Genomic DNA, 13,801 nt, shown 5'->3' on the forward strand with positions numbered 1-13,801 from the left:
GCAAGCGCTTCGACTTCAAATGCCCCATCGAGGTGATGGGAGAGGTCATGCAAAACTCCATGGCAATGCGGCATGATGCTCCGGCTTCAATTCAATAACCGTGTTGCACTCAGCTCCTGCAACCGCCCAGGCTTGGCGAACCAGTACCCCTGCATTAGATAAACTCCGCATTCGGTTAGAAAATCCCGCTCCTCGGAATGTTCTATTCCTTCTGCAATAACTTCAACACCCAGTTCCGCACACATAATGACAATACCTCGGACGATAGCCTGACGAGAGTGGTCACGATGAATGTTACGCACCAGTTCCAGATCAAGTTTTATAAAATCCGGTTGAAAGTCTGCCAGCAGTGTTAATCCCGAATAACCCGAACCAAAATCATCAATTGCTGTTTTAAAGCCGAACTCCCGATATTCACGTAGAATATTGGTGAGATGGTGATTGTTATCAACGTATTCGCTTTCGACCGTTTCGAAAATCAGACGATCGAGCGGGAAATTATTATTTCGTGCGGCTTCCAATGTAGTTCTAATGCAAAGCTCTGGACGATAAACTGCATTCGGAAGAAAGTTAATCGATAGATTTTCAGTCATTCCAAGTTGCGCAGCGGTAGTAATAGCCCGCGTGCGACAAAGTTGATCAAATCGATAACGATTATCATCGTTCACTTTACCCAGCACTGACATAGCCCCCTCACCATCAACTCCCCTTACCAACGCCTCATGTGCAAATATCGATTGATCGCGCACGTCCACAATCGGCTGAAAAGCGAAAGTAAAATCCAAATCCAGATCAATATTGCTTTTGCAACCCTTGCAACCCTTTGACGAAGTCAGTGCGCTTGGAAAGACGGTCATGTCGCGCTCCAAAAAATCCAAATTAAGGTTTAAGCATCGGAATAAAAGATACATCATGGAAGCTTTTATGAGGCCTCGACTGGGCTCTCTCACTATAGCAGTTGGTTCTTATAGTGCTTCTCACCGACTGATATACTCACGTCTTGCCAGCCTTAAAAACAACACCACCAGATCAAAATACTTTTATTAGTTAGATACTTAGCCTTATTTCATAAAGCCGGATTTAATTTTTGCGAGGAAGGTTTCCGGTCGCAAATTGCGAGGATGCGCGGCAAAAATGAGACCAATATAATCAGACGGAGGACTTCAGATGTGAAAGGCCCGGGCAACATTTAGCACGATCAACATCGACCATGGCTGATTTAAAATATAGATGAGAGCCCGCACCTTTGCGACAATAAACTTACAACCAAGTAAATTAACTATTATGACCCTGCAATCATTCCAGGATAGCAACACTGCTTTACTCTTAAATACCAGACACTTAATCAAAGCCCCCTGCTCTTTCTACTTTTATTTAAAAACATTTCGATTTTCAATTGATGTTAATACTGGACCATTGCTTTCACCAATGATTCTTGCTTCTCTTGTCTTGACTCATTTATCTTAACAGAAGCATTAGTGGTACTTTGATATCACGACAGGAGAGGAAATGTAAGAACCCCCACGGCAAATAAATTCATTATTTTTTGCAGAAGGTCAAAAATGAAATCAAAATAGACTCTAACCTCATGTTTTTTATAACTTATTTACCACAGAAGACTTTAGTCTAAAAAGCCATAACCATTTATCAACGTTTCCCAACCCTTCTGATCAAGCGATATAGCAGCGACGCGGTATGTGGCCTCAACTCTTCACTCAGGTGGACAACCCGCGGTGCTCGCCTTTCTCTTCTCGGGAGGCAGGGATCTGAAACTGATCCACGCGATATGACCATTTCCCGGCGAATGGCTGCTTCAGGTTGTGAATGGCAGCAATGAGAATGGAGTTGTCGCGCATTACGGTTGCTACGCAATGTAATCAACGCTCGGATACATGCCGATTGCGAAGGCTGCCCCCTCTCATCCCGCTCACCAGAGGTCGGCCGCTCGCCCTATCAATGCAATTGATGGTCACCATCAAGGTAATGAAGTTCTCTTAAAAAATCCGCGGCGTAACATCTGCTCCATACCAACCAAAAACACCCCGGAGCACACGATCATGAAACGCCAAACCATCCTCAGCATCGCTTTCTCGGTTTTTGCAGTTAACGCTTTCGCCGCTACCTCGACTCACCCGGTTGTCGCTGAAGGCGGCTCGGATCGTCTGATTGAACGTCGTGTGGCTGAAGGTGGCTCGGATCGTCTGATCGAAAAACGCGTTGCTGAAGGTGGCTCGGACCGTCTGATCGATAAACGCGTTGCCGAAGGTGGCTCGGACCGTTTGATCGATAAACGCGTTGCTGAAGGTGGCTCGGACCGTCTGATCGAAAAGCGCGTTGCCGAAGGTGGCTCGGACCGTTTGATCGATAAACGCGTTGCTGAAGGTGGCTCGGACCGTCTGATCGAAAAGCGCGTTGCCGAAGGTGTCTCGGACCGTCTGATCGAAAAACGCGTTGCTGAAGGTGGCTCGGACCGTTTGATCGATAAACGCGCTGCATAAACAAGTCGCGTCACCGCGATACCTGAAAGCCCGGTCTGATCAGCCGGGTTTTTTATGGGTAATTGCACTGACTTTCTTCATTTATATTCGTCCTGGCCAGTGATGTGCACCGTAGTAGACCAGCAAGCTTCGTGGAGACATGGCCGGTAGAGAGCGGCCGTTAGCGGGCGTTCTGCTGGTCGTTTTCGGGCAATAGCAGACGTTTTCGTCCCTCTGCAATGGCCAAAAGCGACCTTGTCCAGAGATAATCAGGATAGGCATCGCGGCGGCAGGCTATGTTGTGGGTTGGTTCATTTCGGATTTACAAGCATGTTTTGTTTGGTGTCTTGGTCAATGATGTTTCGAAGCGCCTCGAATAGAGGGGCGGCATCTGTGTATTTTTTGCCATAGGCAAGATTGAATTCGTAATCGAAGTCCGGTGGGTTCTTGCCTTGATTGTGCTGAAGCATTGTTTCCAACTTATCTAGCGCCTTGACGGCTACCGCCTCTGGCGACAAAGCATTTTCGTAGTCGTCCCAAAGTGCCAGAATCTCGGCTTTTAGTGCTTCATCCAGGGCACTGGTCAAGAGAATGAGATCTCTCCTCTCATGGTCGCTCTTGTGGGGAAACGAATCTTTATTGACGGCGGGAATGTCTCCGCTGATGGCCTCTCCCAAGTCGTGAATGACACACATCTTGAGCATTTTTAACCTGTCGAGGCCGGTCAGATAATCCCCAAAGACAACGGCCATCAGGCATAGGCGCCAACTGTGCTCCGCCGTGCTTTCGGTACGCCCGGAAGAGGTGTGTGCGCTTCTAAGTACATCCTTGAGCTTTTCCGCTTCGCGCAGAAATTCGAGACGCCCTTTGATTTTTTCGATGTCCATGAACACCTCTGACTCTGAGGACGGGCAGAATGCCGCTTGCCTTGTTCAGCCAGACTAAATCTCAAGATGAGCAGCGTCCACGCATAAAATATGCAGGGCGATGCAGTCAGAGCGACTCAACCAAGCGTGCTGTTGCTCCGTCCGAAAGAGGGATACGTGTCCAGCGACATAAGCTTTGGCTGATCGGAACGATGGGTGAATTATTGTCGCCCGTTAAAAATTCCAGCGCTGGTGGTGCGAAGGCTTCACGCCAACCCAATCTATCCAGGTCAACTTCCTTGCTAATGATATTTGGCGTAGCGAAGCGCCATAACGAGCTGCCCATCAGCTCACTGACAGGACTCGCGAACTGGGCTGCTCGAGAAGATGAACAAGCAAGTAGACGGTGCGTCAAATCACAGATGAGATGAACGGGACGCGAGCTTTCACGAACCATTCGGCCCAGCGCTTGATCAGCGGCTGTAGTCAGGCGTGCAGCCAGCAATTTCTCAAGCTTTTTGTGTGCGAGGGGATCCAACTCCAGTACGCCACTCTCCCAGCGTGAAATGGTCGACTGGGTGACGCCAAACAACTCCGCTGCACAGGACTGTTTGACCCGATGTAACTGACGCCATCGTCTTAGCATAAGGCCGGGCAAGGCAGGGTTTAGCAACATTTCAGACATTTCGTATTACGAGAAAGTGTAAAGGGCTGGCCAGTCTGATCCATGCGGCACATGTCTGTAAATGAGCTAGAAATTAAACTGGATAGACGCGTCAGCAGTGCAATGATTTCGTGAGGGCAGTTTGTAAATCCCTTTTTAACGAATGCTTCTGGCCGATTCCTGTCCTTCGCCACTTTCAGCTTGGGGCCCAGAGTGTGTAAAAACGCTTCGCCAAAATTGAAGTGTCCGCGTCTACGTTAAATCTGAAATTTATCGGCACGTCTGCAGATGTGGATTTCGCATAGAAACGCGATTTCCAGTGCGGTTTTGAGCACCTGAAGCGCTCAAAAACGTTTTTACACAGCCTCGGCCGTAAGCGGGCGTAGTTCAGCGTTCGCTTTTGACCGATAGCAGAATTCACAATTGACTGCCTTCGGCTCGAAGCCCCCTAGCCTCCCCGTCAACCTCAAATCCCAAACGAAAGCGCACCGCAATACATAACCGTATTACAAACAATCATCTGCGCAATAAAATTTTCTCTTGGGCTTGCACGGGCTGCCCTGAACAGGCTTTAAGCGCCAAAGTTAAACGAAATGGGAATCCGCGGCCTCGTTACTTCATAAAGTTTCACCGAGTGCATCAACCACGACGGGAAGAAAAAAGTGCCACTTTGGGCAACACACGTAGTGCTAAAACCCGCACTGAGGCAATCTTCAACTCTGATGCGCAAAGCAGGATTGTAGGTCGATGCAACCATCCCGCGGGGGCGATGAATTCCTGGTCACCGACCACATTAAAAAAGTTAAAGCACGTTGGCGCCATGCTGCCTTGAACTTCACGGCACGCAGGCATCGTGCTAAAACGGCAGCTACCCGCTATGCAGGAAAGTCACCGAATGCCCAGCAAACAACCGGCCAGTAAAGAGGCCGCAACCGCCGCAGACATCGAGCGATCGATCCAGGCGCTAAACAAAATGGCCGAACGCTTGTGGGGGGATGGTCGAGAAGCGGAAGCCAAAGCCCTTCTCGACGCACTTGATGCATTAAACCGTGCGCTCGACCGGATCCGGATTGGCGAGAGTCGCCGGGTTGTGACACTGCACTAAACCCTACGGCTTGAGAATCAACAGCGGGTCGCCCTTCTTCACGATGTAAGTCGCCAACTCCGAGCCCTTGTCAGTACCGATGTTCTTGGCGATATGCGCCACACCCTCCGGAATGAACAGCGAATCACCGGCCTTCAGCGTCACGGGCGCCCTGCCCTCGAGTTGATATTCAAATGTGCCGCTGATCACGTACGCGACTTCCACGCCCGGATGCGCATGGCGTGGCGAGGTCACGCCGGGTTCAAAATCGACTCGTGCCTGAATCACTTCGCGGTCGGCAGCGCCGAGATCCTGGCGAACCAGATCAGTTCGGCTCAGGCCTTGCTGCCAGCTTTTAGGCTGCGTATCGGCGGCGTGTGCGATGCCGATCATCGAAGCAAGTATGGCGGCAGTAGTCAGGAACAATGGACGGCGCATGATGTTGCCCTCTCAAACTCAGTGGTGTGTGGTGACGCCACTTTGAACAGGGCTTGTAGTGCTGATGTGTCGTGAATCCTTGGTTTGTTATTGGCGTGTGTACCCGGCCGGGATTGATACACGCTTATACAAACGTTTCGTCTTTCTGTCTGTGTGGGAGCGACCGCCCCTGAGGTGAGAAGCGTGACAGGCCTCCATTCGATTGACCAAACGGGCCATGTCGGCAACGAATCTGTAAACTGCGGCGATCTTTACTCGCTCAGACAAGGGACCCACATGGCCAACCAAGACATCACCTTCACGCCCGATCCGGATGCCGAGTCCATTTCTTCCGACGTCGCGACCTTCGGCGGGATCATGGTTTCCACCCAGATTCCGACCCGTGCCGATGGCAGCCTGGAACTGGGCGGCATCACCGAGCAAAGCGAATGCACACTGCAAGCGCTGAAAGTTGCACTGGAACGCGCGGGCAGTTCGATGGACCGGGTCATGCATCTGACCATCTACCTCACCGACATGGCTGATCGCGCCGCGTTCAACGAAGTTTACAAGCGCTTCTTCGCCAAACCGTGGCCGGTGCGGGCGGCGGTTGGTGTTGCCTCGCTGGCCGTCGAAGGCATGCGCGTGGAAGTGACAGCGATGGCTGCCAAGGCCTGATCACGATGCACTGATAGTCGACATCTTTATTGACTGATCCACCGCCATCGCGGGCAAGCCCGCTCCCACAGGGTTTTGCGGTGGTCGCGAGATCTGTGTATGGCACAAATCACTGTGAGAGCGGGCTTGCCCGCGATGGCGGCGGGTCAGGCAACATTGATGTTGGATGTGCCTGCCCCTTCGCGAGCAACCTTGCCCCCACAGGGTTTGGCAGGGTGGCATCTGCCATCGGGCAGCACGGGCGTGCCCGGCGCGCATTTCGGGGCTACAATGCGCGCCTCAACCGTGACAGCCTGACTAAAAAAAACTATGTCCTTGCCCAAGCATCATCTGGAATTGCTCAGCCCTGCCCGCGACGTGGCCATTGCCCGCGAGGCGATCCTGCACGGCGCCGACGCCGTGTACATTGGTGGCCCAAGCTTCGGCGCCCGCCATAACGCCTGCAACGAAGTGAGCGAGATCGCCGAGTTGGTGGAGTTCGCCCGCAAATATCATGCGCGCATCTTCACCACCATCAACACGATCCTGCACGACAACGAACTGGAGCCGGCGCGCAAGCTGATCCATCAGTTGTACGACGCCGGTGTCGATGCATTGATCGTCCAGGATCTGGGCGTGATGGAGCTGGACATTCCGCCGATCGAGTTGCACGCCTCGACCCAGACCGACATTCGTACGCTTGAACGGGCAAAGTTCCTCGATCAGGCCGGCTTCTCGCAATTGGTGCTGGCTCGCGAACTCAATCTGCAGGAAATCCGCGCGATCGCCGATGAAACCGACGCCGCCGTCGAGTTCTTCATTCACGGTGCGTTGTGCGTGGCGTTCTCCGGTCAGTGCAACATTTCCCACGCGCAGACCGGGCGCAGCGCCAACCGTGGCGATTGCTCCCAGGCCTGTCGCTTGCCGTACACCCTTAAAGACGAAAAGGGTGGCGTGATCGCCTACGAAAAACACCTGCTGTCGATGAAAGACAACAACCAGAGCGCCAACATCCGCGCCCTGGTCGAAGCCGGTGTGCGCTCGTTCAAGATCGAAGGTCGCTACAAGGACATGGGCTACGTGAAAAACATCACCGCCTATTACCGTCAGCGCCTCGACGACGTGCTCGAAGATCGCCCGGACCTGGCCCGCGCTTCCAGCGGCCGCACCGCGCACTTCTTCGTGCCCGATCCGGAAAAAACCTTCCACCGCGGCAGCACTGATTACTTCGCGACTGATCGCAAGATCGACATCGGCGCCTTCGATTCGCCGACCTTCACCGGTTTGCCGGTGGGCACGGTCGAGAAAGTCGGCAAGCGTGACATGCAGGTCGTGACCCACGAACCGCTGTCCAACGGCGACGGTCTGAACGTACTGGTCAAGCGTGAAGTGGTCGGTTTCCGCGCCAACATCGCCGAGCCAAAAGGCGAGTTCGAAGAAGACGGCGAGAAGCGTTATCGCTACCGCGTCGAACCGAACGAAATGCCGGAAGGCCTGTACAAACTGCGTCCGAACCACCCGTTGAATCGTAACCTCGATCACAACTGGCAGCAGGCGCTGCAAAAAACCTCTTCCGAGCGTCGCGTCGCCCTGAGCTGGGCTGCGCGTCTGCGTGAAGAGCAGCTGGATGTCACCGCCACCAGTGAAGAAGGCATCAGCGCCAGCGTCACCCTGAACGGTCCGTTTGGCGTTGCCAACAAACCTGAGCAGGCACTGGAGCAGTTGCGCGATTTGCTCGGCCAACTCGGCACCACGCAGTACCACGCCACCGACATCAAACTCGATGCGCCACAGGCATTCTTCATCCCTAACTCGCAGCTCAAATCCCTGCGCCGTGAAGTGATCGAAGCGCTGACCGCCGCCCGCGTTGCCGCTCATCCGCGCGGCGGCCGCAAAGCCGAAACCACGCCGCCACCGGTGTACCCGGATTCGCACCTGACGTTCCTCGCCAACGTCTACAACCAGAAAGCGCGCGACTTCTATCATCGTCACGGCGTGAAGCTGATCGACGCCGCGTACGAAGCGCACGAAGAAGCAGGCGAAGTGCCGGTGATGATCACCAAGCATTGTCTGCGTTTCTCCTTCAATCTGTGCCCGAAACAGGCCAAAGGCGTGACCGGCGTGCGCACCAAAGTCGCGCCGATGCAGTTGATCCACGGCGATGAAGTGCTGACGCTGAAGTTCGACTGCAAGCCGTGCGAGATGCACATTATCGGCAAAATGAAAGGCCACATCCTCAACCTGCCGCAACTGGGCAGCGTGGTTGGCCATATCAGCCCTGAAGACCTGATGAAAACCATCCCGCGCGCACCGCACTGAGTGGTCGGCGTGCGCGGTGCTTCGGCGCCGCGCACGCCTGCCCTGCTCCATCGAGGCCAAATCGCAGGCATAAAAAAACGCCAACTTCTTTCGAAGTTGGCGTTTTTTGATAGATGGCAGGGGCGGCTGGATTCGAACCAACGCATGGCAGGATCAAAACCTGCTGCCTTACCGCTTGGCGACGCCCCTACAGCACTTGTCAGCGGCTCCGTGAGGATCACTGCAAGAACGGGGCGCAATTTATCAACATTCGATACGTTTGGGAAGCCCGAAATGAAATATTTTTTGTTTTAAAACAGCGACTTATTTTCTTGGCCGGATTTAGCCCAATGATCGGCCCGTTTGGCGGCGTGTATCACACTGTGTACCTACCCCGCCGCGATACAGCGGATTTCAACATCGCCCCTCTTCGACACAGGCCAGATACGTCTCGGCGCTCAAATGCACTCAAGGTTTGAAGGGTTCATTCGCAACCCTCATCCGACAGTTCGCACAGGAGACGTCACCATGAAAATGGCACTGCACACTCGCAAAACCGCATTCGGACTTTCGATTCTGGCGCTGTCGTTGTTCGGCGCTTTGGGTGCGGCTCAAGCCCAAAGCGCGGAACCTTCGGCTGCGAGCTATTCCGCGCCCTCGCCGTTCGGTCCGCTGAAGCATGTGAAGGCGGGTGTGCTGGACGTCGCTTACGCCGAAACCGGTCCGGCCGACGGCCCGGTGGTGATTTTGTTGCACGGCTGGCCCTACGACATTCACAGCTACGATGAAGTCGCGCCATTGCTCGCGACCAAAGGCTATCGCGTATTGATGCCGTATGCGCGGGGTTATGGCGATACGCAATTCCTCTCCAAAGACACCCTGCGCAACGGCCAACCGGCGGCGCTGGCCAGTGACGTCATCGACTTCATGGATGCGCTGAAGATCAAGCAAGCGGTGCTCGGCGGTTATGACTGGGGCGCACGCTCGGCGGACATCGTCTCGGCGCTTTGGCCGGAGCGGGTCAAGGCGCTGGTGTCGGTCAGCGGCTACCTGATCGGCAATCAGGCGGCCGGGCAGAACCCGCTGCCGCCCAAAGCTGAATTGCAGTGGTGGTATCAGTTCTACTTCGCCACCGACCGCGGCCGCGCTGGCTATGCGAAGAACACCCACGACTTCGCCAGGCTGATCTGGCAAACCGCTTCGCCGCAGTGGAAGTTCGATGACGCAACCTTCGATCGCTCCGCCAAAGCGCTGGAGAACCCCGATCACGTCGACATCACCGTGTTCAATTACCGCTGGCGACTGGGCCTGGTGCAGGGCGAGGCGAAATACGCGGCGCTGGAGCAGAAACTGGCCACCGCCCCATCGATCAGCGTGCCGACCATCACCCTGGAAGGCGACGCCAACGGTGCACCGCACCCGGCGCCGGAGGACTACGCCAAGCGCTTTACCGGCAAGTACGAGTTTCGGCTGATCAACGGTGGCATTGGCCACAACTTGCCGCAGGAAGATCCGCAGGCGTTTGCCAAGGCTGTGATTGATGCGGATCACCTTTAAAAGTCTTCCCCTACCCGCACAAAAAAGCAGTCAACCGCTCAGGCTGACTGCTTAATGGCTAACGTACGTGATTACTCCGTTGGCACAACGATATCCAACGCCTTGTTGACCGCCAACTCTCCCAACATGACCACTTGCGCGATACCCAACAAGGTATGGCGGTTCGACCCTTCCAGCAGCCCTGCAAAATTACCGAGCATGACGGTGGCAGATGCTAAAGAGCCGCTGGCATTGGTCAGCAAGGACTCGGCGTCGGACTGCGGGTTGACCATGAACATAGTGCTGGGCGTATAGGGTGTTGCCATGATCCCGGCAGCTGGCAGCAGGTAATGGTCAAGCGCACGCTCTGCCGCTTCGTGGAGTTTTCTTGAGTTGGGTGATGCGTACGGCGATGCCGGATCTGTGACGGGTGGTTCGGGTGTCTTGGACATCAGCTGAAACTCCATAAGAGCCAGAAAGCCTGAAGCGTCACGATCGCGACCGTAGACGCTTGTCTGCAATGAGGGAGCAAGCCCCCTCACTCATCTGCATCGCGACTATTGCGGCAAGCGCTGATTATCCAGGACTCGCCCCACCACCAGTTCGCTGAGCATGATCACCTGCTGCAGCACCAGCATCTTTTTGCGGTGTGGCCCCTCCATCAACTCGGCGAACTCACGCGCCATGTCACTGGCGGACGACAAGGTTTCGTAGGCCTCGACGAGCAGCGTTTCGTCATCCACCGTGGGGTCGATGAGATAGATTCGGCCGGTCTTGCGTGTGGGGATTGAAGTCTTCAATGCCGAGGGATTGAGATAGAAGTTGATCGCGCGTTCTGTTGCCTCTTTGATGTTTTGAGGTTCGAGCGCGGCGTCGTAGGGGATTGGATCGGTGTCTGGCGGGTTTGGCGTGATTTTGAACATAGATGACACTCGCTTAGCAAAAAATGAGGAGCCATCACTCACGCTACCAAACGAGGGTGGTGACCATTACGCAGGTTGGTAAACCGGTCTAAGCGAGTAAACCCCGGCGCTCCCGAAAGAGCCCCACGCATGGCCACCATATAAACCGAGTCCCGAAAAGAGACTGCATATAGCGGCGCATTACGCTTAGAGGACGGGCTACCAAACCCGATCACTGTTTTGCAGTGACAGGGAAACGATACAGCCCGCCTCAAAGCGCGTAAGCCGGCGGATTCTGGCGTACGCGTAGGCAACGGCGCAAGGTGGTGTAGCCGTTATGGCGTAACAGTGCGTGTAAGTTAAACGTGTGCGCGCAGTGGCGTTTAAGTGCCGCAACGGACGTGAATCCTTCGTCCCCTTTGCGGGTCAATTTCAGTCCCCTCACATCAAAAGATCGCAGCCTTCGGCAGCTCCTACAGGGGCCATTGTAGGAGCTGCCGAAGGCTGCGATCTTTTGATGTGAAGGTTGTAGGTACGCCGACTTGGATACCGGGTTTGGGTTATTTGACCAGTCGTTTTTCCTTCGAAGGTCGATACCCGAAATACGAGCTATAGCACTTACTGAAATGACTCGGCGAAACAAACCCGCACGCCACCAGCACTTCCACCTGCGACAGCTCGGTGTGTTGCAGCAAGCGCCGTGCTTCGGTGATGCGCAACTCCAGGTAATAGCGCTGCGGCGTGGTGCCGAGTTGTTCCTTGAACAAGCGCTCCAACTGGCGGCGGGAGCGGCCGGCGTAGACCGCCAGTTGCTCCAGCTCCAAAGGTTCTTCGAGGTTGGCGTCCATCAGCTTCACCACTTCACGCAGGGGTGCGCTGACGCAGATATTCTCATCTGGTTTGATCCGTCGATAACGCGACTCCTCGAAGGCGAGGATATCCTCGACGCCCTCGACCAGGGCCTTGCCGTGGAGGTTCTTGATCCAGTCCAGTGCCATGTGAAACGCCCCGGATGGGCTCGATGCCGTGAGTCGGTCGCGGTCGATGACGTAGGGTTCGCTGCTGACGTGGGTGGTCTTGGCGATTTCGGTCAGCGCCGGGCGATGTTCCGGGTGGATCGCGCAACGATAGCCGTCGAGCAATCCTGCGCGGCCTAGAAACCACGCGCCATTCCACAAACCTGCGAGGCTGACACCGCGTTCTGCTGCCGCTTTCAACAGGCTGATGAACTCGTCACTGGCGCGCAGTTCGGTTCGATAGCCGCCGCACACCACCAACAAATCCAGATCCTGAAGTGCCGCCAGATCAATCCGCGCATCTGGCCGAATCACCAATCCCAGATCGCTGATGACCTCAGCTTCACTCAAGCCAAACGTGCGCGTAGAAAACAGCTCTGCGCGCAACAGATTGCTTGTAATGATCGTGTCCAGCGCCTGGGTGAAGGCCGGCAGCGAAAAGTGTTCAAGCAGTAAAAAACCCGCGCGCGTCACGCGGGTCTGGTCAGCGGATTGCTCATTCAGATAGCGGAGGTTTTTGCCCTTCATGCCCCCGCTGAATTGACGTCGTTCGATCAAGGTCTGGTCCATCGGTCATGTTGTTATGCGCCGATAGTTGGCCTGAACCGCGCCGGAGTCAATCACGCCTGTTACTGACCGGGTCATCCTGACTGCGTTTACACCGCTGAAAAAAGCCCGGCGCCCACTCGCCCTTCCAGGCGACCGAAGAGCACGTAGTGTTGATAGCCGCTGGTGAAAGCGCCGGTGGAAACGGCGTGGCGCACGTCATCGTTCAGTTGAAGGTATTGGGCTTCATCGAAATTTTCGGAACTGACCTCGCCGGCCCGGCCGAGTTGCTCGCTATCAATCGGCAGACCCGCAATGGTGCGTTGCTGGAAATCGATCATGCGATTGATTGCATGACTTTCCAGCACGCCCTTGCCGGGGTGCATCGCGTAGATGTGCATCCCCTTGTTTACGCACCGATTGCACATGTCGACACAGTTTTTCTGGGTATCTTTACGCTTCATCAATTCGTCGACATTGATGTCCAGATACTTTCCGACCTGATATTCGCTTTGATTGAAGATGGTGCAGCAAAGCACTGTATTGCCGTTGCAGTCGATCACCAGCCAGTTATCTTTGAGTGTGCACGCTTGCTTATGGAAGTGTTGTACGACATTGACCAGATCATCGTAAGGCGGCAATGCCAGCCTTTTCAGGGTCTCGTGGTCAGTATCGGTCACGGAAGGATCGCGTTCGACAATGGCCAGCGCCTTCTCCAGCGGCATCATCACGGAATACCCCGTGTTGAATATAAAGCCGAGACGTTCACTGAACTCGCGCATCAGTGCTTCTTCTGCCAGATTGTCCAGATACCGATGGTAATAAACCTCGACATTGGTGTTCAGACCATGACGCTGCACGATTTCACTCAGCGTGATCATGTTCTGTTTTACAACTTCGATGTCCCCCCCTACATGCCCCTTCGCGTAGGTCTCCTGGTAAAACCCTGACAGCGAAATACGGAAGAAACCCGGCTCGGCCAACAAGGCTTTTTCCATGTTCTTGGCCAGGTTCAGGTTAGTGCTGACGCCACTGTTCATGCCGGCTGCATTGATGATCTCGATGAACTCGCCGATCTTCGGATGCACCAAAGGCTCAGTCCAGTTGTAGAGAAAAATCGCCCGAACGCCTTCGCGTTTGGCTTTCTCGACGATCTGCCGGAACATGTCGAGCTGCATGGCTTTTTTGAAGTTTAGGTTTTCCGAGTTGCCCATCGGGCAAGAGGGGCAACTCAGATTGCAGGCGCCGACGATATCGATGTACATGTTCATGATGAGTAAAGCCCCTTGAGCTCAACGCTACTCTGGTCAACGCCGCAGGCTTTCGGGTTGCCGGATG

At 54.6% G+C, this 13,801-nt stretch carries 13 protein-coding genes and 1 tRNA gene; 5 read left to right on the forward strand and 9 right to left on the reverse strand.

Annotated features, from left to right (window positions below; genetic code table 11):
- Nucleotides 1-86: 86 nt before the first annotated feature.
- A complete protein-coding gene (gene rimA, locus JJD74_RS25150) occupies nucleotides 87-857 on the reverse strand; it encodes a S6 modification regulatory phosphodiesterase RimA (protein WP_200617059.1) in 771 nt (256 codons plus the stop codon).
- A gap of 1,200 nt (nucleotides 858-2,057) precedes the next feature.
- On the opposite strand from rimA, the gene JJD74_RS25155 reads away from it, so the two are divergent.
- A complete protein-coding gene (locus JJD74_RS25155) occupies nucleotides 2,058-2,498 on the forward strand; it encodes a phage infection protein (protein WP_200617060.1) in 441 nt (146 codons plus the stop codon).
- 290 nt (nucleotides 2,499-2,788) lie between these two features.
- Here the strand turns inward: JJD74_RS25155 and JJD74_RS25160 are convergent, their stop codons facing one another.
- Together JJD74_RS25160 and JJD74_RS25165 are read right to left on the reverse strand one after the other, a co-directional pair.
- Nucleotides 2,789-3,364 (reverse strand): HD domain-containing protein, encoded by a 576-nt coding sequence (locus tag JJD74_RS25160; RefSeq protein ID WP_200617061.1) that lies wholly within the window; start codon nucleotides 3,362-3,364, stop codon nucleotides 2,789-2,791.
- Between the two features lie 106 nt (nucleotides 3,365-3,470).
- Nucleotides 3,471-4,028, reverse strand: a complete 558-nt coding sequence (locus tag JJD74_RS25165) for a helix-turn-helix domain-containing protein (RefSeq protein WP_200617062.1) — start codon at nucleotides 4,026-4,028, stop codon at nucleotides 3,471-3,473.
- 874 nt (nucleotides 4,029-4,902) lie between these two features.
- On the opposite strand from JJD74_RS25165, the gene JJD74_RS25170 reads away from it, so the two are divergent.
- Nucleotides 4,903-5,112: a hypothetical protein gene (locus JJD74_RS25170; RefSeq protein WP_200617063.1), complete on the forward strand. Its 210-nt coding sequence runs from the start codon at nucleotides 4,903-4,905 to the stop codon at nucleotides 5,110-5,112.
- Between the two features lie 3 nt (nucleotides 5,113-5,115).
- On the opposite strand, the gene JJD74_RS25175 is transcribed toward JJD74_RS25170, so the two are convergent.
- A complete protein-coding gene (locus tag JJD74_RS25175; protein ID WP_047303372.1) occupies nucleotides 5,116-5,529 on the reverse strand; it encodes a cupin domain-containing protein in 414 nt (137 codons plus the stop codon).
- A gap of 276 nt (nucleotides 5,530-5,805) precedes the next feature.
- On the opposite strand from JJD74_RS25175, the gene JJD74_RS25180 reads away from it, so the two are divergent.
- Together JJD74_RS25180 and JJD74_RS25185 are read left to right on the forward strand one after the other, a co-directional pair.
- A complete protein-coding gene (locus tag JJD74_RS25180; protein ID WP_042558925.1) occupies nucleotides 5,806-6,186 on the forward strand; it encodes a RidA family protein in 381 nt (126 codons plus the stop codon).
- Nucleotides 6,187-6,495: 309 nt separating this feature from the next.
- Nucleotides 6,496-8,484, forward strand: coding sequence for a peptidase U32 family protein (locus tag JJD74_RS25185; protein ID WP_200617064.1), 1,989 nt, complete (start codon nucleotides 6,496-6,498; stop codon nucleotides 8,482-8,484).
- A gap of 114 nt (nucleotides 8,485-8,598) precedes the next feature.
- Here the strand turns inward: JJD74_RS25185 and JJD74_RS25190 are convergent.
- A tRNA-Gln gene (locus JJD74_RS25190) sits at nucleotides 8,599-8,673 on the reverse strand.
- A 318-nt stretch (nucleotides 8,674-8,991) separates the two neighbouring features.
- Between JJD74_RS25190 and JJD74_RS25195 the strand changes: the two genes are divergently transcribed.
- Complete coding sequence (locus JJD74_RS25195) at nucleotides 8,992-10,020, forward strand: alpha/beta fold hydrolase (protein WP_200617065.1); 1,029 nt, start codon at nucleotides 8,992-8,994, stop codon at nucleotides 10,018-10,020.
- Between the two features lie 71 nt (nucleotides 10,021-10,091).
- On the opposite strand, the gene JJD74_RS25200 is transcribed toward JJD74_RS25195, so the two are convergent.
- The 4 genes from JJD74_RS25200 to JJD74_RS25215 form a co-directional block, all read right to left on the reverse strand.
- Nucleotides 10,092-10,451, reverse strand: coding sequence for a DUF6124 family protein (locus JJD74_RS25200; protein WP_200617066.1), 360 nt, complete (start codon nucleotides 10,449-10,451; stop codon nucleotides 10,092-10,094).
- A gap of 105 nt (nucleotides 10,452-10,556) precedes the next feature.
- On the reverse strand, nucleotides 10,557-10,922 hold the full coding sequence (locus JJD74_RS25205) for a DUF6124 family protein (RefSeq protein WP_200617067.1): 366 nt from the start codon (nucleotides 10,920-10,922) through the stop codon (nucleotides 10,557-10,559).
- 539 nt (nucleotides 10,923-11,461) lie between these two features.
- The gene (locus JJD74_RS25210) at nucleotides 11,462-12,487 is read right to left on the reverse strand and encodes a GlxA family transcriptional regulator (RefSeq protein WP_200617068.1); all 1,026 of its coding nucleotides are present in this window, start codon (nucleotides 12,485-12,487) and stop codon (nucleotides 11,462-11,464) included.
- Nucleotides 12,488-12,573: 86 nt separating this feature from the next.
- Complete coding sequence (locus tag JJD74_RS25215) at nucleotides 12,574-13,734, reverse strand: radical SAM/SPASM domain-containing protein (RefSeq protein WP_047303359.1); 1,161 nt, start codon at nucleotides 13,732-13,734, stop codon at nucleotides 12,574-12,576.
- Nucleotides 13,735-13,801: the final 67 nt, after the last annotated feature.

The organism is Pseudomonas sp. MF6776, assembly GCF_016613125.1.
Lineage (GTDB): Bacteria > Pseudomonadota > Gammaproteobacteria > Pseudomonadales > Pseudomonadaceae > Aquipseudomonas > Aquipseudomonas iridis.

Bases quoted from the DNA above. Each gene is read 5' to 3' on its own strand.
- JJD74_RS25200 (WP_200617066.1), bottom strand. From the start codon at position 10,451: ATGTCCAAGACACCCGAACCACCCGTCACAGATCCGGCATCGCCGTAC.
- JJD74_RS25180 (WP_042558925.1), top strand. From the start codon at position 5,806: ATGGCCAACCAAGACATCACCTTCACGCCCGATCCGGATGCCGAGTCC.
- JJD74_RS25215 (WP_047303359.1), bottom strand. From the start codon at position 13,734: ATGAACATGTACATCGATATCGTCGGCGCCTGCAATCTGAGTTGCCCC.
- rimA (WP_200617059.1), bottom strand. From the start codon at position 857: ATGACCGTCTTTCCAAGCGCACTGACTTCGTCAAAGGGTTGCAAGGGT.
- JJD74_RS25155 (WP_200617060.1), top strand. From the start codon at position 2,058: ATGAAACGCCAAACCATCCTCAGCATCGCTTTCTCGGTTTTTGCAGTT.
- JJD74_RS25195 (WP_200617065.1), top strand. From the start codon at position 8,992: ATGAAAATGGCACTGCACACTCGCAAAACCGCATTCGGACTTTCGATT.
- JJD74_RS25160 (WP_200617061.1), bottom strand. From the start codon at position 3,364: ATGGACATCGAAAAAATCAAAGGGCGTCTCGAATTTCTGCGCGAAGCG.
- JJD74_RS25170 (WP_200617063.1), top strand. From the start codon at position 4,903: ATGCCCAGCAAACAACCGGCCAGTAAAGAGGCCGCAACCGCCGCAGAC.
- JJD74_RS25165 (WP_200617062.1), bottom strand. From the start codon at position 4,028: ATGTCTGAAATGTTGCTAAACCCTGCCTTGCCCGGCCTTATGCTAAGA.
- JJD74_RS25210 (WP_200617068.1), bottom strand. From the start codon at position 12,487: ATGGACCAGACCTTGATCGAACGACGTCAATTCAGCGGGGGCATGAAG.
- JJD74_RS25185 (WP_200617064.1), top strand. From the start codon at position 6,496: ATGTCCTTGCCCAAGCATCATCTGGAATTGCTCAGCCCTGCCCGCGAC.
- JJD74_RS25205 (WP_200617067.1), bottom strand. From the start codon at position 10,922: ATGTTCAAAATCACGCCAAACCCGCCAGACACCGATCCAATCCCCTAC.
- JJD74_RS25175 (WP_047303372.1), bottom strand. From the start codon at position 5,529: ATGCGCCGTCCATTGTTCCTGACTACTGCCGCCATACTTGCTTCGATG.